Here is a 15,917-nt window from a genome sequence, read left to right as displayed (position 1 = left end):
GCGTCCCTCCCGTATCTGGTCTGACAGAATGACAAACGCGGTTCTCACCGGCCTCGTGCTGGGTGGCATGTACGCGCTGATCGCCATGGGGCTCACCCTGCAATATGGCGTGGCGCGGATCATGAACCTGTCCTATGGCGAGTTCCTGATCGGCGCGGCCTTTGCGTCCTACTGGCTGTTTACCGGCTGGGCGCTCAATCCGCTCGCAGGACTGGCATTTGTCATTCCGGTCAGTTTCGGCATCAGCTATCTCTTGTACCGCGTGTTGCTCACGCCGCTGGTGCGCCGCGCGCGCACCCGCGACGCCCTTGAGGTCGACAGCATTCTCGCCACCTTCGGCATGATGTTCATCGTGCAGGGCATCATGCTGACCATGTTCGGTGGTGCTTACTTCAGCTATTCGTTCCTCGCCATTCCTGTGAAGATCGTCGGCGAGGTGCTGGCACTCAATCGCCTGATTGCATTCGGGCTTGCGGTCGTGGTCGGCCTTGCGCTCTATCTGACGCTGACCCGCACACGGATCGGGACGTCCATCCGCGCCGTAGCCGTCGATCCCATCGCAGCGCAGCTTGTTGCCATCGATGTCACCAGGACATCGGCGCTGGCCTTTGCGCTCGGCGGCGCGCTGGTGGCGTCTGCCGGCGTGCTGATCAGCATGTTCCTGACCTTCAGCGCCACTTCCGGCGTGGTGTTCACCATGAAGGCGCTGATCGTGGTCGTGATGGGCGGCGTCGGCAATTTGCTGGGCTGTCTCGTCGCCGGACTGGCGCTAGGATTGAGCGAAGCGCTGGTGGCGACCTTCATCGATCCCGGCCTGACGCTTGCGGTGAATTTCGCGCTGTTCCTCGGTGTGCTGCTGGTGAAGCCGGCCGGCATTTTCGGGAGGGCGCAGCGATGAGCCGTACCCAAATGACGACTGGCGCGATCTGCCTCGCAGCCGTGGTTGCGCTCGCATTCGTCCCGATGATTGTCGATGCCTATCACCTCGCGCTCGCGATCAGTCTCCTGCAATTCACGGTGCTGGCGACGGCTTGGGGCATGTTCTCCGGCCCGACGCGCTATGTGTCGCTGGCGACCACAGCCTTCTTCGGCGTTGGTGCATACACGGTCGCTGTTCTCGGCGAACAATTGCCGTGGTCGCTGGTGCTGCTGATTGCGGCCGTGATCGGCGCGGTCATGGCCGTCATTGTCGGCTTGTCGACGCTGCGGCTGAGCGGCGTGCATTTCGTCATCTTCACCTTCGGTCTCGCCGAACTCGTGCGCCAGATCGTGGTCTGGTACGAGGTCAACAAGACCCGCGTGCTCGGGCGTTACGTCTTTGTCGATATCACCCAGAACGACATCTACTGGCAGCTGCTGGCGCTTGCCGTCATCGTGTTCGGCTCCGGCTGGCTGATCGCCCGCTCGCGCTTCGGCTTCGCACTGCGCATCATCGGCGAAGACGAGACTGTAGCACGGCATTGCGGCATCAATGTCACCATCGCCAAGGTTGCGCTGTTCACCATCACGGCCACCTTCATGACGCTGGTCGGTGCGATCATGGCGCCGCGCTTCACCTATATCGAGCCGTCGATCGCCTTCAACGCGACCATTTCGTTCGAAGTGGTGATCATGGCACTGCTCGGCGGCGCGCATCGGTTATGGGGCCCAGCGCTCGGCGCCATTCCGCTGACGCTGTTGTTCGACTTTCTGTCCGCGCGCTTTCCCAGCACATCGACCCTGATCATGGGCGTGGTGTTCCTGCTGATCGTCTATGCGCTGCCGTCGGGTGTCGTCGGCCTCTGGGAGAAGCTCAAAGCCTGGCGACCCTCAGCCTCGAACGTGCGGGGAGCACAGGCATGACCGCCAGTGCAATGCCGGTGCTTCGCATCGAAGGCCTGACCCGCGCCTTTGGCGGTCTCGTCGCCGTCAACGGAATCGACCTGACGGTGCATGCCGGCGAGATCGTCGGGCTGCTCGGTCCCAACGGCTCCGGCAAGACCACGGCGCTCAACCTGATCTCCGGCGTGCTGTCGCCGAATACGGGCGTGATCGCTTTTGCTGGCCATGACATCGCGGGATGGCCGACCCATCGCATCGCGCGACTCGGTTTGGCGCGTACGTTCCAACTGGTGCGCGTGCTCGACGGCATGACCTGCGGGGAGAATGTGGAGGCCGGGCTGGCCTTTCATCATGCGCCGCTTGCACGCGACGCGATGGCTGCGGCTGCGGCCGGCCTGCTCGCGCGGGTCGGTCTCGCCGGATTTGGCGGACGGCCCGCATCGGAGCTCACTTATATCGACCGCAAGCGGCTTGAACTGGCACGCGCGCTGGCGCTGCAGCCGCGCCTGCTGCTGCTCGACGAATGGCTCGCCGGTCTGAACCCGTCCGAATTGCTGATCGGGATCGAGCTGATCCGATCGCTCAAACAGGAGGGGCTGTCGATCCTGCTGGTCGAGCATGTGATGGATGCGATCCGTTCGCTCTGCGATCGTTGCGTGGTGATGAGCAGTGGCCGCAAGATTGCAGAAGGGCCTGTAGCTGCTGTGCTGAGCGACCCCGCGGTGATCGAAGCCTATCTGGGAGTGCCGGCGGATGCTTGAGGTCTCCAATATCAGCGTCACCTATGGCCAGCATCACGCGCTGAGCGATGCGGCGCTCCATGTCGAGCGCGGCGAGATCATTGTCATTCTCGGCGCCAATGGCGCGGGCAAGTCATCGTTGCTCAAAGCCATCGCCGGCTTGCTGCCGTCACCAGCCAAGATCGTCAAACTCGCCGGTCGTGATCTGTCCCGTCTGCCGCCTCATGAGATCGTGGAAGCCGGGCTTGCGCTGGTGCCGGAAGGTCGCGGCGTGTTCGGCGAATTGACAGTGGCCGAAAACCTGTTGCTCGGCGCCAACCCGAAGCGTGCGCGGGCGGTCGAGGCAGCGCAGCGTGCCAAGGTGATGACGCTGTTTCCGCGGCTTGGCGAACGCTTGGCGCAGACCGTGCGCACCATGAGCGGTGGCGAGCAGCAGATGGTAGCAATCGGTCGTGCGCTGATGTCGAACCCCGACATTCTTCTGCTCGACGAACCGTCGCTCGGTCTGTCGCCGTTGCTGGTGCGGGAATTGTTCGCCGCCTTGCGTAAGGTGCGCGAGACCGGCGTCGGCCTGTTGCTGGTCGAACAGAACGCACGCGAGAGTCTGGCTATCGCCGATCGCGGCTATCTGATCGAGAACGGCAAGATCACCGGCAGCGGCACCGCCGCAGCCCTGCAATCCGACGACGCCGTGCGCCGCGCCTATCTCGGCGGGCTCGCCAGCGGCGCGGCTTGAAATTCAAAGAAACATCCAACGGAGGACATCATCATGAACCAGATCAATCTGCTGCTCGAGAACCAGGATGTGCAGGCCATCGACGGCGCGACATTCGATCGTCTCAATCCGATGACCGGCGATATCGCCTCGCGCGCCGCGGCAGCCCAAATCGCCGATGCCAAGCGCGCTGCCGATGCTGCCGCCGCTGCTTTCCCTGCGTGGTCGGCGACCGGCCCGGGCGCACGCCGCGCCGTCCTGCTGAAGGCGGCCGATATCCTTGCCAGCAAGGCGCCTGATTTCATTGCCTTGATGGCGTCGGAAACCGGCGCGACTGCCGGCTGGGCCGGCTTCAATGTTCATCTCGCCTCCAACATGCTGCGCGAAGCGGCATCGATGACGACGCAGATTTCCGGCGAGGTCATTCCATCGGACAAGCCCGGCTGCATCTCGATGGCGATCCGCCAGCCCGCGGGCGTCGTGCTCAGCATCGCGCCGTGGAATGCGCCGGTCATTCTGGGCGTGCGGGCTGTGGCGTTGCCGCTGGCCTGCGGCAATACGGTAATCCTGAAGGCATCGGAAATCTGCCCGGGCACACATCGGTTGATCGGCGAGTGCCTGCGCGAGGCCGGTCTGCCGCCTGGCGTACTTAATGTGATCACCAACGCGCCGGAAGATGCGCCCGCGCTGATCGATGCACTGATCTCGCATCCCGCCGTGCGCCGGATCAACTTTACCGGTTCGACCCGCGTCGGCCGCATCATCGCAGAGACCGCCGCCAAATATCTCAAGCCAGTGCTGCTTGAACTCGGCGGCAAGGCGCCGCTGGTGGTGCTCGACGATGCTGATCTCGATGCAGCGGTGGCGGCCGCGGCCTTTGGAGCATTCATGAACCAGGGGCAGATCTGCATGTCCACCGAGCGGCTTGTTGTCGATCAGAAGATTGCCGACACCTTCGTGGCTAAGCTCGCGGCCAAGGCGGGTAGCCTAGTCGCCGGCGATCCGCGCAAGGGCGATACACCGCTCGGTTCACTGATCGGCAGGGATGCTGCGGGTCGCATGCAGGCGCTGATCAAGGACGCCGTGGGCAAGGGTGCCCGTGTTGTGGCGGGTGGCAGCGTCGATGGCACGCTGATGTCGGCTACAGTACTCGATCACGTTACCTCGACGATGCGGATCTACAATGAGGAGTCATTCGGGCCGATCGTGAGTGTCGTGCGCGTCGATGGCGTGAACGAAGCCGTGCGCGTTGCCAACGATACCGAATACGGACTATCGGCGGCGGTGTTCGGCCGCGATATCGCCCGGGCGCTGGAAGTCGCCAAGCGGATCGAGTCCGGCATTTGCCACATTAACGGCGCGACCGTGCATGACGAGGCGCAGATGCCGTTCGGCGGGGTGAAGGCGTCGGGCTACGGTCGGTTCGGCGGCAAGGCCGGCATTGCCGAATTCACCGAACTGCGCTGGATCACCATCGAGACCGGCCCGCAGCACTATCCGATCTGATCGTGTCCGTTACACGCGGCCGTCAGAAGCTGACGGCAGCGTAGGCCTTGCTGATATCTGCAGCTGCGTGCTGCAGATGCTCGCGCAACCTGATCTGGCTGGCTTTCGGCGTGCGGAATGCCGGCGTCACGAAAGAGATTGCGGCGATCACGCCACCGGAATCGCGGACGGGAACGGAGACGGCATAAACATGCGGTGTGATTTCCGCGCGCGACTCCGACCATCCCTGCTCGCGGATCACGGCGAGCTCGCGCACCAGCAGCCTGCGATGGGGTGCGAAGCCGGGATCGCGCCGAACGGCGTCGTCGAGGATTGTCTCGCATTCAGCTTCGGGCATATGCGCGAGCAGCATTTTCGGTCCGGCACCGCGGTGCAGCGGCAAGGCCGTTCCAACCTCGAAGGTCAGGCGAATGCGTGACGACGATTCGGCGCGCTCGATACACACGGCGCGATCGGCCGAGCGGCGCAGCAGGATGATGGTTTCTCCGACCTCCTGAGAGACGCGCTTCATGAAGGGGCGCGCAATGGAGGCAAGGTCGGTGCCGGCGCGGGCCGCCTGAGCCAGGCCGATGACGCGTGGCGCGAGCACGAACGAGCCGCGGCCGTCTTCGTCGATGAGGTCGGCTTCGCGCAAGATGCCAATGTACCGATAGGTCGACGACAGTGGCACCCCGATCTGTTCAGACAGGCTTTCTGCGGAATGCCTCGGACGATCGGTGGAGAAGGCCAGCAAGGCGCGAAGTATCTTTCGCGAACTGCCATCTGCAGCAGCAGGACGGTCCGTCTGGTCGACGCGTTTCGACGCAGTTGCGGCTCTCTTGATGGCCAACGGAACCTCCATTCGGTAATGCTTGCCAATGGAAACGGCAGCATGTGGATATCATTTGCGCACCAACAAACATTGCCGTGCGCGTGCCTTCTTATAAGATAAGATAGTGTTCTCAGCAATTGAGAAGTAGCAAATCAGCCCATGAAGCTTCCGCCGCTGGACTATATTTGCCCTGCTACGCTGCCCGAGGCGATCGCCGCGCTCGCGGTTCATGGCGGCAATGCCAAGGTGATCGCGGGTGGGCAGAGCCTGATGCCGATGCTTGCTTTCCGGCTGGCGGCGCCAAGCGTGCTGGTCGATATCGGACGGCTGCCAGATCTCAAAAGTATCAGTATTTCCGCTGAGGGCATCGACATTGGGGCCCTCGTGACCTGGCGGGATATCGAGCGCGATGCGCAGCTCGCACAGGCGCATCCGCTACTGGCGGCGGCCATCGCCCATGTCGCGCATTACCAGGTCCGTAACCGCGGCACCGTCGGCGGGAGCATGGCCCATGCCGATCCGGCCGCCGAAATGCCGGGCATTGCGGTGACCTGCGATGCGATGCTGACGATCGTCGGATCGACCGGGACCCGCATCTTGAGCGCAAACGAGTTCCTCACCGGCGGCCTCAGCACGGTTCTGGGGGCCGACGAAATCTTGACCAGCATACGTCTGCCGCTCTGGAAGAAGGCGCGGCGCTGGGCCTTCGAGGAACTCGCACGCCGCCGCGGAGATTTTGCGCTGGCGGGTGTTGCCGCATTCTACGACATCGACGCGCAGGGCCTGGCGCATAATGCGCATATCGGGGTGATCGGCGTTGCCGATCGTCCGATGCGGCTGCCCGGTGTCGAGGCCATCCTCGATGGTCGTCGGATCGATGCCGACGTGATTTTGCAGGCCGCGGCTGTCGCACGGGATGCGGTCGATCCCGCCGATGATATCCACGCGGAAGCCGCCTATCGCCGCGATCTTCTCGGCGTGTTGCTGGAGCGGGCGCTGGCGCGCGCAGCCAATATCACTCTGCCGGAGGCCGCATGACGTCGGCCCGTCCCGTCCATTTCACCGTCAACGGTGCCGCGGCGACCGTCACAGTCGAACCTCGCACCACGCTGGCGGATGCGCTGCGCAACGAGCTCCGCCTGACCGGCACGCATCTGGGTTGCGAGCACGGTGTCTGCGGTGCCTGCACGGTCATCGTCGATGGCGCCGCAGTGCGCGGCTGCCTGGTGCTGGCGGCGCAGGCAGAAGGACGCGAGATAACCACCGTCGAGGGTCTTGGCAGCGCCGCACATCTCAGTGCGTTGCAGCTTGCGTTCCGCAAGCATCACGCTTTGCAGTGCGGCTTCTGCACTGCCGGTATTCTCACGACGGCGCATGCATTGCTGACCGAAGAGCCGCATGCGGACGAGGACCGCATCCGCGAGGTGATTTCCGGAAACCTATGTCGCTGCACCGGTTATCTGCCGATCATCGCGGCGATCATGGAAGCCCGTATTGCCTATCGCGACGTGCAATGCGAGGCGGCGCAATGAGCGATGTCGCCAAGCTCCTGGTCGGTAGCGCAGTCGAGCGCATGGAGGATGCGCGCTTCCTGTCGGGATCCGGCAATTTCGCTGACGATCTCGCCGTCGAGGGCATGCTGCATGCGGCGATCCTGCGCAGCCCGATCGCGCATGCGCGGATTGTCGCCATCGATGCATCGGCGGCACTAGCGATGCCGGGCATTCATGCCGTGATCACGGCTCGCGACATCAGCGACACCATCCCCATCATCCCGCTGCGCCTGGCGCCGCTGCCCGAATTCGAGCCATTCCGCCAGCCCGTCATCGCAAGCGACAAGGTGCGCTATGTCGGTGAGCCCATCGCTGTCGTGATCGCCGACAGCCGCGCACTGGCCGAGGATGCGCTGGAGAGGATCGGCATCGAATTTGAAGCGCTGTCCGCAGTCACTGAGCGCGGCGCAAGTGAAACCCCGCTGTTCGACTTCGCCGAAGATAACGTTGCGCTGCGCTACGATGCCGGGTTTGGCGATGCCGATGCGGCCTTCGCGTCGGCGGACTATGTGCGCACCGAGCGCTTCAGCGTGCAGCGCCATACGGCGCTGCCCATGGAGACGCGGGGCCTCCTCGCAGAATGGAATTCATCGGCCGGTCGGCTCGTCGTCACAGGCGCGACAAAGGTTACGTTCTATAACCGCCGCGCGCTGGCGCAGATGCTGGGCCTTCGCGAGGATGATATCGATCTGATCGAGATCGATGTCGGTGGCGGCTTCGGCGTGCGCGGCGAATTCTATCCCGAGGATTTCCTGATCCCCTTCGCTGCCCGCAAAGTGGCACGCCCGGTCAAATGGATCGAGGATCGCCGCGAACATCTGATGGCGATCAATCACTCACGCGACATCGCTTGCGAATTGTCGCTCGCCTGCCGCAGCGACGGAATGATGCTGGGTTTGCGCGGCCAGGTATTCGCCGATATGGGCGCCTATATCCGCACCAATGGCGGCGTGGTGCCGGCCAAGGCGGCGCAGTTTCTGCCCGGCCCTTACCGCATTCCCCATGTCAGCGTCTCTGTCGAAGCTTTCATGACCAGCAAGACGCCGGTCGGCACCTATCGCGGGCCGGGCCGCTTCGAGGCGAATTTCTTTCGCGAGCGGCTGATCGACATGGCCGCCATGGATCTCGGCATCGACGTCGCCGAATTCCGGCGCAAGAACCTGATCACCGAACAGGAATTGCCTTATCCGATCGATGGGCTCGTGCCCTATGAGGGGCCGACCTCCTACGACACCGGCGACTATGTCGAGGTCTTCGAGTGTGCCTTGAAGGAGATAGGCTGGCACGAGAAACGTCATCTGCAGGGTAAATTGGTCGATGGCGTACGTCATGGCATCGGGCTCGGCTGTTTCGTCGAAAGCGGCGGTGCCGGCCCGAAGGAGAACGCCGAGCTCACCCTTGAGAAGGACGGCTCGTTGACGGTTGCCGTGGGATCGTCCGTGCTGGGGCAGGGATTGGAGACGGTGCTCGGCCAGATCGCATCGGATACGCTGTCGATCCCGTTCGACCGCATCCGTGTGCTGCACGGCTCGACCACGCTGCTGGATGAGGGCTTTGGCACCTATCATTCGCGTGCGGTGGTGATGGGCGGTTCGGCCGTGCTCGACGCCGCCACCCGGCTCCGCGAGAAGATCCTGCAGCAGGCGTCCAATCACTTGGGCAGGCCGAACAGCGAGTTGAAGATCATTAGTGCGAACGTCATCGCCGATAACGGCGCGTCGGTGTCGTTTGCGGCGCTCGCAGCCGGGCGCCAATTGCGGGCAGACGGCACATTCGCCAACGATGTGCGCACCTATAGCTACGGCACCCATGCGGCGCATGTCACTGTCGATCCACGCACGGGCGCGGTGAAAGTTCTCGATTACATCGCGGTCGAAGATGTCGGTCGCGCCATCAATCCGGCCATCGTGCACGGACAGGCGATCGGCGCCATCGTGCAGGGACTGGGTGGCGTTTTCCTCGATCATCTGATCTATGACGATCAGGGACAGCTCTTGAACGCTTCTCTGGCCGATTATCTGGTGCCGACCGCGAGCGACTTTCCGGTGCTGCGCGCGGTGACGCTGGAGCTGCAGCCGTCGCCGAGCAATCCGCTGGGTGCCAAGGGCGCGGGCGAGGGCGGTATCGTTGCTGTGGCCGCGGCGACGGCCAATGCGGTGGCAGCAGCGCTGGCGCCGCTCAATGTCGAGATTCATCACTTGCCGCTGACGCCGCCGCGTCTGTGGCGCCTCATCAAGAATGCGCGCGAGCGCACGACCAATGCCGCATAGGGACTGATTGTGCCGATCGATATCCATGCCCATTATGTGCCGCCGCAGCTGCTGTCCGCCATCGATGGCCGTGGCGCCTATTGCGGCGTGAGGCTGCTGCCGGCCGGGAATGGCAAGCCGCCGGCCCTTGGCTTCGATTATGGTTTCAGGGTTCGGCCGTTCTTCCCGCAACTGGTCGAGCCGGTTGAACAACGCCGTGCCAGCCTCGACCGCCAGGGTCTCGACCGGCAACTGGTCGCCACATGGCCGGATATCTACGGCTACGGTCTGGCGAAAGATGCCTGCGCGCATTGGCACCGCATGCTCAACGATACGCTGGGCGAGTGGTGCCATACGAACAACGACCGCTTTTCCTTTGTCGCATCGGTGCCGCTGGTCGATGCTGTCGACGCTGCTGCTGAACTCGATCGCGCCGTGGATCTCGGGGCGGTCGCGGTGATGGTCCCGGCCAATATCGAAGGCGTCAATATCGGAGAGAGGCCGCTCGATTCGTTCTGGGCCAAGGCGGAAGCGTTGGGACTGCCAGTCATCCTGCATCCCGTGCTGGTGGATGCCGCGCCGCGCGCCGCGAAGTTCGCCCTGACGCAGATCGCGCAATACACATTCGACACCACGCTCGGCATTGGTTCGATCATCTTCTCGGGTGTGCTCGATCGCTTCCCGGCGCTCTCGATCGTCCTCAGCCATGGCGGCGGCACATTTCCTTATCTGCTGGGTCGTTTCGATGTGATGCATGCGCGGATGGATCGCGCGGGACAGGGCGATGTCGCGCAATGCGACCCGTCGGTCTACGCATCGCGCATCGGCTATGACAGCATCGTGCATGCGCCGAAAGCGTTGCGTTTCCTCGCCGATACCGTGGGCATCGAACGTGTGGCGCTCGGTACTGACGAGTCCTTCCCGCCGGCGGATCGCGATCCCCTCGCCAGCGTCAAGGCTGCGGGCTTTTCCGCTGCCGATATCGAACTGATTACCGAAACCAATCCGAGGCGTCTGTTTCCACGCTTGCCCTGAGCTGCGGTGCGTTCTGCCGTATCATCTTCATGCGAGATAAAGAGGACCGATCATGCTGAAACGTCTGCTTGTTGCCGCCGGTGTTGCGATGTCGATGCTGGGTCTTGCGAACGCCCAGGAGATGAAGACGGTCAAGGTGGGGACGACCAATCTGTCGTCGGATATCGGCCTGTTCCTTGCCGAGAAGCGCGGCTACTTCAAGGAAGAGGGTATCAAGGTTGAACTGATCCCGTTCGACTCCGGCGCCAAGATGGTTGCGCCGCTCGGCGCAGGCGATCTCGACGCATCGGCAGGCGCGGCCTCCGCCGGGCTCTATAATGCCGTCAATCGCGGTCTCAAGCTGAAGATGGTGGCGGACAAGGGCACCAATATCGCGGGCTATAGCTACAAGGCGCTGATGGTGCGCAAGGATCTGATCGAGTCAGGCGCGTTCAAGTCGCTTGCGGATCTCAAGGGCAAGAAGGTCGCGATCATCGCCAATGGCGCGGCCGATGAGTCGGTCATCAATCAGGCGCTGAAAAAGGCCGGTTTGAAGGACGAGGATATCGAAAAGGTCTTCCTTCCGTTCCCGCAGCATCTCACCGCCTTCGCCAACAAGGCGATCGACGCGGCGATTTCGGCGGAGCCGGGCGTGACGGCGATGGTGCGCAACAATGTCGCTGTGCGCTTCACCGGCCTCGACGATTTCTATCCAGTGCAACAGACGGCGATGCTGCTGATCAATGGCAAGTTCGCCGAGGACCGCAAGACGGTCACGGCGTTTCTCAAGGCCTATCTGCGCGGGGTGCGCGCCTATGCCGCGACCCTCAAGGACGGCAAGATCGCGGGTCCCGGCGCCGAGGACATGATCAAGGACATTGCCGAGATGACGGGCATCAAGGACACGGCGCTGCTGCATCAGATCGTGCCGGTGTTCATCGATCCCGACGGTCAGATCAATCTTCCCAGCGTCGAGACCGATCTTGCCTATTTCAAGTCGCGCGGGCTGGTCACCAGCGACATCGAGGCCGCCAAGGTCGTCGACATGTCCTATGTCGATGCACTGAAGCCAGTCCTGGGGCCGTTCGCACGGCCCAAGTGAAACGGTGAAGAGAAGTGTGGCGATGACGGTGCAGATGTCGACAGCAGCAATCGGGGACAGCGGGCCAGCGCCCGCGCCGAAGATCAGCCTGCGCGACGTCACCAAGCGTCACGATGCACGGCTGGCGCTGGACCGGATCACGCTCGATATCCCGACCAGCACCTTTTTCGTGGTGGTCGGCCCGAGCGGCTGCGGCAAGACGACCTTGCTGCGCATGCTTGCCGGGCTGGATGCGCCATCGGAGGGCCGGATCGACATCGCCAATCCGCAGCCCGGCCATCCGCAGAACGCCATGGTGTTCCAGGGGGACTCGTTGTTTCCCTGGATGACCGTCTGGGACAACGCGGCCTATGGCCTGACGATGCGCAATGTTCCGAAGGCGCGCATCGATGACGTGGTCGGGCACTATCTGAACAAGACCGGCATGTATGGCGCGCGGACGCTCTATCCGCATCAGCTGTCCGGCGGCATGCGCCAGCGCGTCTCCATCGCGCGCGCCTTTGCCAACGATCCCGATATCCTGCTGATGGACGAGCCGTTTTCGGCGCTCGACGAACAGAACAAGACATTGCTGCATGAAGAGCTGCTGCGGATCTGGGAAGAGACCCGCAAGACCGTGGTCTTCATCACCCATAGTGTCGATGAAGCTGTGACGCTGGGCGACCGCATCATGGTGATGACGGCTGGCCCCGGCCGCATCAAGACCATCGTGCCAGTGGATCTGCCGCGGCCGCGCAATGTCGTCGAGCTCCGGCATACCCCGGCTTACGGCGAACTGGTCTATGACATCTGGGCGCAGCTGCGCGAAGAGGTCGATCGCGCGCGCAGCCGCGAACCGGGGAGCAAGGCATGAGCGCGGCCCGCACCGGCGCACTGTGGAGCGAGCGCGCCATCAGCATCCTCTCGCCGCTGGTGCTACTGGGCCTATGGGAAATCTGCGCCCGCACCGGCATCGTGGATGTCAGGTTCTTTCCGGCGCCCTCTAACATCATTGGGCATCTGTTCGAACTCGCTTCCTCCGGCGCACTGTGGCGTCATGTGGGAGCTAGCCTCTATCGCCTCGCTGCCGGTTTTGTCGTCGGCTGCGTGCCGGCCATCGTGATCGGACTCGCTATCGGCCTCTATCGGCCGATACGTGCGGCCTTCGATCCCCTGATCTCCGCGACCTATCCAATTCCGAAGAGCTCCCTGCTGCCGCTGATCCTCTTGATCCTCGGTCTCGGTGAAAGCTCGAAGATCGCCATGGTCGCGATCGGCGTGTTCTATCCGGTGGTCATCAATACGGCGGCCGGCGTGCGACAGATCGCACCGATCTTCCTCGATGTCGGCCGCAATTTTGGCGCCAGCCGCTTCAACATGTTTCGCACCGTGGCGCTGCCCGGCGCATTGCCGCTGATCATGACCGGCATCAAGCTCGGCGCGGGCATGGGCCTCGTGCTGATCGCCATCGCCGAAATGGTCGGCGCCAAACAGGGGCTGGGTTACATGATCTGGAATGCGTGGGAGTTGTTCGATGTCCAGACCATGTATGTCGGCCTGTTTGTCATTGCGATTATCGGCTTCGTGATGAATGCCGGCTTCGACGCGCTGGAGCGCGCCATCGTGCCGTGGCGGAAGGGCTAGAGCGTCTTCAACTGCTCGCTCACGGCCAGCAACTGCCGCCGAATATTGGATGCCGCAGTCACTTCCCAGAACGCGCCGCGTGTCGCCGGGCCGATGGCATAAAAGCCGGGTTGGACATGACCGGCGCTGTCACGCAGCTCGCAGGTTGGGGCGACATCGAGGCCGAGGCCGTTGAAGCCGGTCCGTACCTGTCCGGTCGCAAGCAGCGACTTGATGAGCGGATCGTCGAGGCGATCATAGCGCTCTTCGGGGCCGGTACAGTTCAGGATCCAGTTGGTGGCGAGGTTGACCGTCTCGCCGTGTCCGCGCTTGCGGATAGTGACGTCACGCCCCGACGGTGTCGCAACTGCACTGGTGATGCGACCCGCGATCACATCGAGCTGCTTGTCTCGCTGCAACTGCTCCAGCAGTTCGGCGACGTCGGGCGCCAGCCGATGCCGATGCACCATCCAGATCGCGCGCAGATGCCGCGCGAAGCGGGCACGTTCGGCCTCAGAGGCATTCCTGTAGATTTCACCGATGGACAATCGAAACGTGTCGACCATCGTCTGCCATGGAATGCCCGCGGCAACCTTGCGGCGGGTGTCCCTGAGCAATGCCGCCAGAAGCCCCCGTGCGGTGGGATTCGGGAACGATGTCATCGGATCGGGATCGGTCTGCGCCGGCACGTCGATCAGCGGCAGCAACCCGCGCCGCGAGACCATCGTGATGGGCGCGCGCATGCCGCGATGAACGAGATCGATCACCATATCGACGGCAGTGGCGCCGGTGCCGATGACCAGCACGCGATCGTCGTTGCCGATCGGATCGAGCGCGCCCGGCGCCCAGACATTGGTGATCGAGCGCGGCGATGCCTCGATGCCGGGAAATGGCGACGGCGGCTGGTTGCCAAGACAGAGGAACACCAGATCGGCGTCCATGATCGCACCCGATGCCGTCGCAACGCGATAACCATCGCCCTGTCGCGTCACACTCAGAGCCACATCCTGCCGCGGCGTTACGCGTCCGCTGCCCGTCAATTCGTTGAACTTCGTGGAGATGTAGTCGCCATAGACCCGGCGAGGCACGAAGGAGGTTGAATAGTCCGGCCAGTCCGCCTGGCCCGTCTCCGTCAACCATTCGACGAAGCCGTTATCGTCGGCGCCGAGTCCGCCCATCTTTGAGGCTGGGACGTTGATGCGGTGCCACTTGGCTTTCGCGGAATAGGCAAGCCCGCGCCCGAAGGCGCCATCGCGATCCAGCACGGTGATCGGCCCGATCTGCGGCAGTCTGGCCAGAATGATGCCGGCGAATGCGCCGGCCACGCCGCCGCCGATAACGGCAACGCGCAGAGAATGGGGGGAGGCTGATGTCATGCTGCCGGACGATGCGAGGAAAGGATGTCGAAGATATCAGGTCGGCGGCGCGTAGGCGGCCGGATCGACCGATGCCGGGCGGCTGTCGAGTGCGAGCCGGCCGATCCGTGCGGGCGTCTCGGCGATCACCTTGCCGCGGCGCACGACCGCAAGCCGCGTCGCCTTCAGCCGGATCGCCTCGATGGGATCGCGCGCCTGCAGCAGCACGAGGTCGCCATTGCAGCCGACATCGAGGCCGTAGCCGTCGAGCCCCATGATCTTTGCTGGATTGGTCGTAACGGTGTCGAAGCAGAAACGCATCGCGTCGCGGCTGGTCATCTGCCCGACATGCAGGCCCATATGCGCGACTTCCAGCATGTCCGCCGAGCCCAGCGAGTACCACGGGTCCATGCAGCAGTCCTGGCCGAAGGCCACGTTAATACCGTAGGGCCGCATCTCGGGCACGCGGGTCTGGCCGCGGCGCTTGGGGTAACTGTCGTGGCGCCCCTGCAGCACGATGTTGATCAGCGGGTTGGCGATCGCAGCGACGCCGGCCTCCGCGATCAGCGGCAGCAGCTTCGAGACATAGTAATTGTCCATCGAATGCATCGACGTCAGATGAGAGCCGGCGACGCGGTCCTGCAATCCGAGACGCTGGGTCTCATAGGCGAGGGTCTCGATATGGCGCGAGAGCGGGTCGTCGCTTTCGTCGCAATGCATGTCGACGCGCAGTCCGCGCGCAGCGGCGATCTCGCACAATGCCTTCACCGATGCGGCGCCATCGGCCATGGTGCGCTCGAAATGTGGAATGCCGCCGACGATGCTGACCCCCTTGTCGAGCGCGCGCGCAAGATTTTGCGCAGCCGTGGGCGAGCGGAAATAGCCGTCCTGCGGAAACGCCACCAGTTCGAGATCGAGATAGGGCGCGACCTGCTTCTTGACGTCGAGCAGCGCATCGACAGCCAGCAGCCGGTCGTCGCAGATATCCACATGGGTACGCACCGCGAGCAGGCCCTGTGCCACCGCGAGGTCGCAATAGCGCAGCGCGCGTTCGATCAGGGCCTCATAAGTGAGGTGTGGCTTCAATTCGCCCCACAGCGCGATGCCCTCGAGCAGGGTACCCGACACATTCAGGCGCGGCAGGCCGAGCGATAGCGTCGCATCCATGTGAAAGTGGATGTCGACGAATGGCGGCGAGACCAGGTGCCCGGCGGCATCGATCGCACGTCCGGCCTCTCCCGCCAGATTGGGCTGCACCGCGACGATACGGCCCGATTCAATGGCGATATCCTGGCCCATGCGGCCGTCGGGAAGCGTGGCGTTGCGAATGAGGAGGTCGAACGGCATGAAACCCTTGCTGCTGCAGGTGTGATCGCCGAATTATCTCCGTTGCGCTGCAGCAATGCAAGACGGTCCCACGCGGGCGGCATCCGCCGGTCCGCGCGGGCC

General features: G+C 63.5%; 15 protein-coding genes. 12 read left to right on the top strand and 3 right to left on the bottom strand.

Annotated features, from left to right (window positions below; all coding sequences use genetic code 11):
• The first annotated feature begins 28 nt into the window (after positions 1-28).
• Genes AB8B02_RS00385 through AB8B02_RS00365 form a run of 5 tightly spaced genes read left to right on the top strand, consistent with a single transcriptional unit; the run spans position 29 to position 4,782 of the window.
• Positions 29-898: a branched-chain amino acid ABC transporter permease gene (locus tag AB8B02_RS00385; protein WP_092144790.1), complete on the top strand. Its 870-nt coding sequence runs from the start codon at positions 29-31 to the stop codon at positions 896-898.
• Positions 895-1,842: a branched-chain amino acid ABC transporter permease gene (locus AB8B02_RS00380; RefSeq protein ID WP_120291626.1), complete on the top strand. Its 948-nt coding sequence runs from the start codon at positions 895-897 to the stop codon at positions 1,840-1,842. Before AB8B02_RS00385 ends, AB8B02_RS00380 begins: the two co-directional genes overlap by 4 nt.
• Positions 1,839-2,582, top strand: coding sequence for an ABC transporter ATP-binding protein (locus AB8B02_RS00375; RefSeq protein WP_120291624.1), 744 nt, complete (start codon positions 1,839-1,841; stop codon positions 2,580-2,582). The genes AB8B02_RS00380 and AB8B02_RS00375 overlap by 4 nt, the downstream gene beginning before the upstream one ends.
• On the top strand, positions 2,575-3,297 hold the full coding sequence (locus AB8B02_RS00370) for an ABC transporter ATP-binding protein (RefSeq protein ID WP_120291622.1): 723 nt from the start codon (positions 2,575-2,577) through the stop codon (positions 3,295-3,297). Before AB8B02_RS00375 ends, AB8B02_RS00370 begins: the two co-directional genes overlap by 8 nt.
• 33 nt (positions 3,298-3,330) lie before the next feature.
• On the top strand, positions 3,331-4,782 hold the full coding sequence (locus tag AB8B02_RS00365) for an aldehyde dehydrogenase (RefSeq protein ID WP_231079763.1): 1,452 nt from the start codon (positions 3,331-3,333) through the stop codon (positions 4,780-4,782).
• 22 nt (positions 4,783-4,804) lie between these two features.
• On the opposite strand, the gene AB8B02_RS00360 is transcribed toward AB8B02_RS00365, so the two are convergent.
• Positions 4,805-5,611: an IclR family transcriptional regulator gene (locus AB8B02_RS00360; protein ID WP_170849559.1), complete on the bottom strand. Its 807-nt coding sequence runs from the start codon at positions 5,609-5,611 to the stop codon at positions 4,805-4,807.
• Positions 5,612-5,752: 141 nt separating this feature from the next.
• Between AB8B02_RS00360 and AB8B02_RS00355 the strand changes: the two genes are divergently transcribed.
• The 7 genes from AB8B02_RS00355 to AB8B02_RS00325 are packed head-to-tail and all read left to right on the top strand — an operon-like array spanning position 5,753 to position 13,134.
• Positions 5,753-6,631 carry an FAD binding domain-containing protein gene (locus AB8B02_RS00355; protein ID WP_175368365.1) on the top strand — a complete coding sequence of 293 codons (879 nt, stop codon included), beginning with the start codon at positions 5,753-5,755 and terminating at the stop codon, positions 6,629-6,631.
• Positions 6,628-7,125, top strand: a complete 498-nt coding sequence (locus AB8B02_RS00350; RefSeq protein ID WP_175368366.1) for a (2Fe-2S)-binding protein — start codon at positions 6,628-6,630, stop codon at positions 7,123-7,125. The genes AB8B02_RS00355 and AB8B02_RS00350 overlap by 4 nt, the downstream gene beginning before the upstream one ends.
• Complete coding sequence (locus tag AB8B02_RS00345; RefSeq protein WP_439062799.1) at positions 7,122-9,416, top strand: xanthine dehydrogenase family protein molybdopterin-binding subunit; 2,295 nt, start codon at positions 7,122-7,124, stop codon at positions 9,414-9,416. Before AB8B02_RS00350 ends, AB8B02_RS00345 begins: the two co-directional genes overlap by 4 nt.
• Before the next feature lie 9 nt (positions 9,417-9,425).
• Positions 9,426-10,430, top strand: coding sequence for an amidohydrolase family protein (locus AB8B02_RS00340; RefSeq protein ID WP_439062798.1), 1,005 nt, complete (start codon positions 9,426-9,428; stop codon positions 10,428-10,430).
• 52 nt (positions 10,431-10,482) lie between these two features.
• Complete coding sequence (locus AB8B02_RS00335; protein WP_439062797.1) at positions 10,483-11,511, top strand: ABC transporter substrate-binding protein; 1,029 nt, start codon at positions 10,483-10,485, stop codon at positions 11,509-11,511.
• Between the two features lie 34 nt (positions 11,512-11,545).
• Entirely contained in the window at positions 11,546-12,364 is an 819-nt protein-coding gene (locus AB8B02_RS00330; protein ID WP_439062796.1) for an ABC transporter ATP-binding protein, read from the top strand.
• Positions 12,361-13,134, top strand: coding sequence for an ABC transporter permease (locus tag AB8B02_RS00325; protein WP_439062795.1), 774 nt, complete (start codon positions 12,361-12,363; stop codon positions 13,132-13,134). Before AB8B02_RS00330 ends, AB8B02_RS00325 begins: the two co-directional genes overlap by 4 nt.
• On the opposite strand, the gene AB8B02_RS00320 is transcribed toward AB8B02_RS00325, so the two are convergent.
• Both AB8B02_RS00320 and AB8B02_RS00315 read right to left on the bottom strand, forming a co-directional pair.
• Positions 13,131-14,489, bottom strand: coding sequence for an FAD/NAD(P)-binding protein (locus AB8B02_RS00320; RefSeq protein ID WP_439062794.1), 1,359 nt, complete (start codon positions 14,487-14,489; stop codon positions 13,131-13,133). The genes AB8B02_RS00325 and AB8B02_RS00320 overlap by 4 nt on opposite strands.
• Positions 14,490-14,525: 36 nt before the next feature.
• Positions 14,526-15,815 (bottom strand): amidohydrolase family protein, encoded by a 1,290-nt coding sequence (locus AB8B02_RS00315; protein WP_439062793.1) that lies wholly within the window; start codon positions 15,813-15,815, stop codon positions 14,526-14,528.
• Positions 15,816-15,917 lie beyond the last annotated feature (102 nt).

Origin of the sequence: Tardiphaga sp. 862_B3_N4_1 (assembly GCF_051811085.1) — a bacterium.
GTDB lineage: Bacteria > Pseudomonadota > Alphaproteobacteria > Rhizobiales > Xanthobacteraceae > Tardiphaga > Tardiphaga robiniae.
The sequence above is the reverse complement of the archived record's forward strand: the minus strand, read 5'-3'. Positions and strand labels throughout refer to the sequence as shown.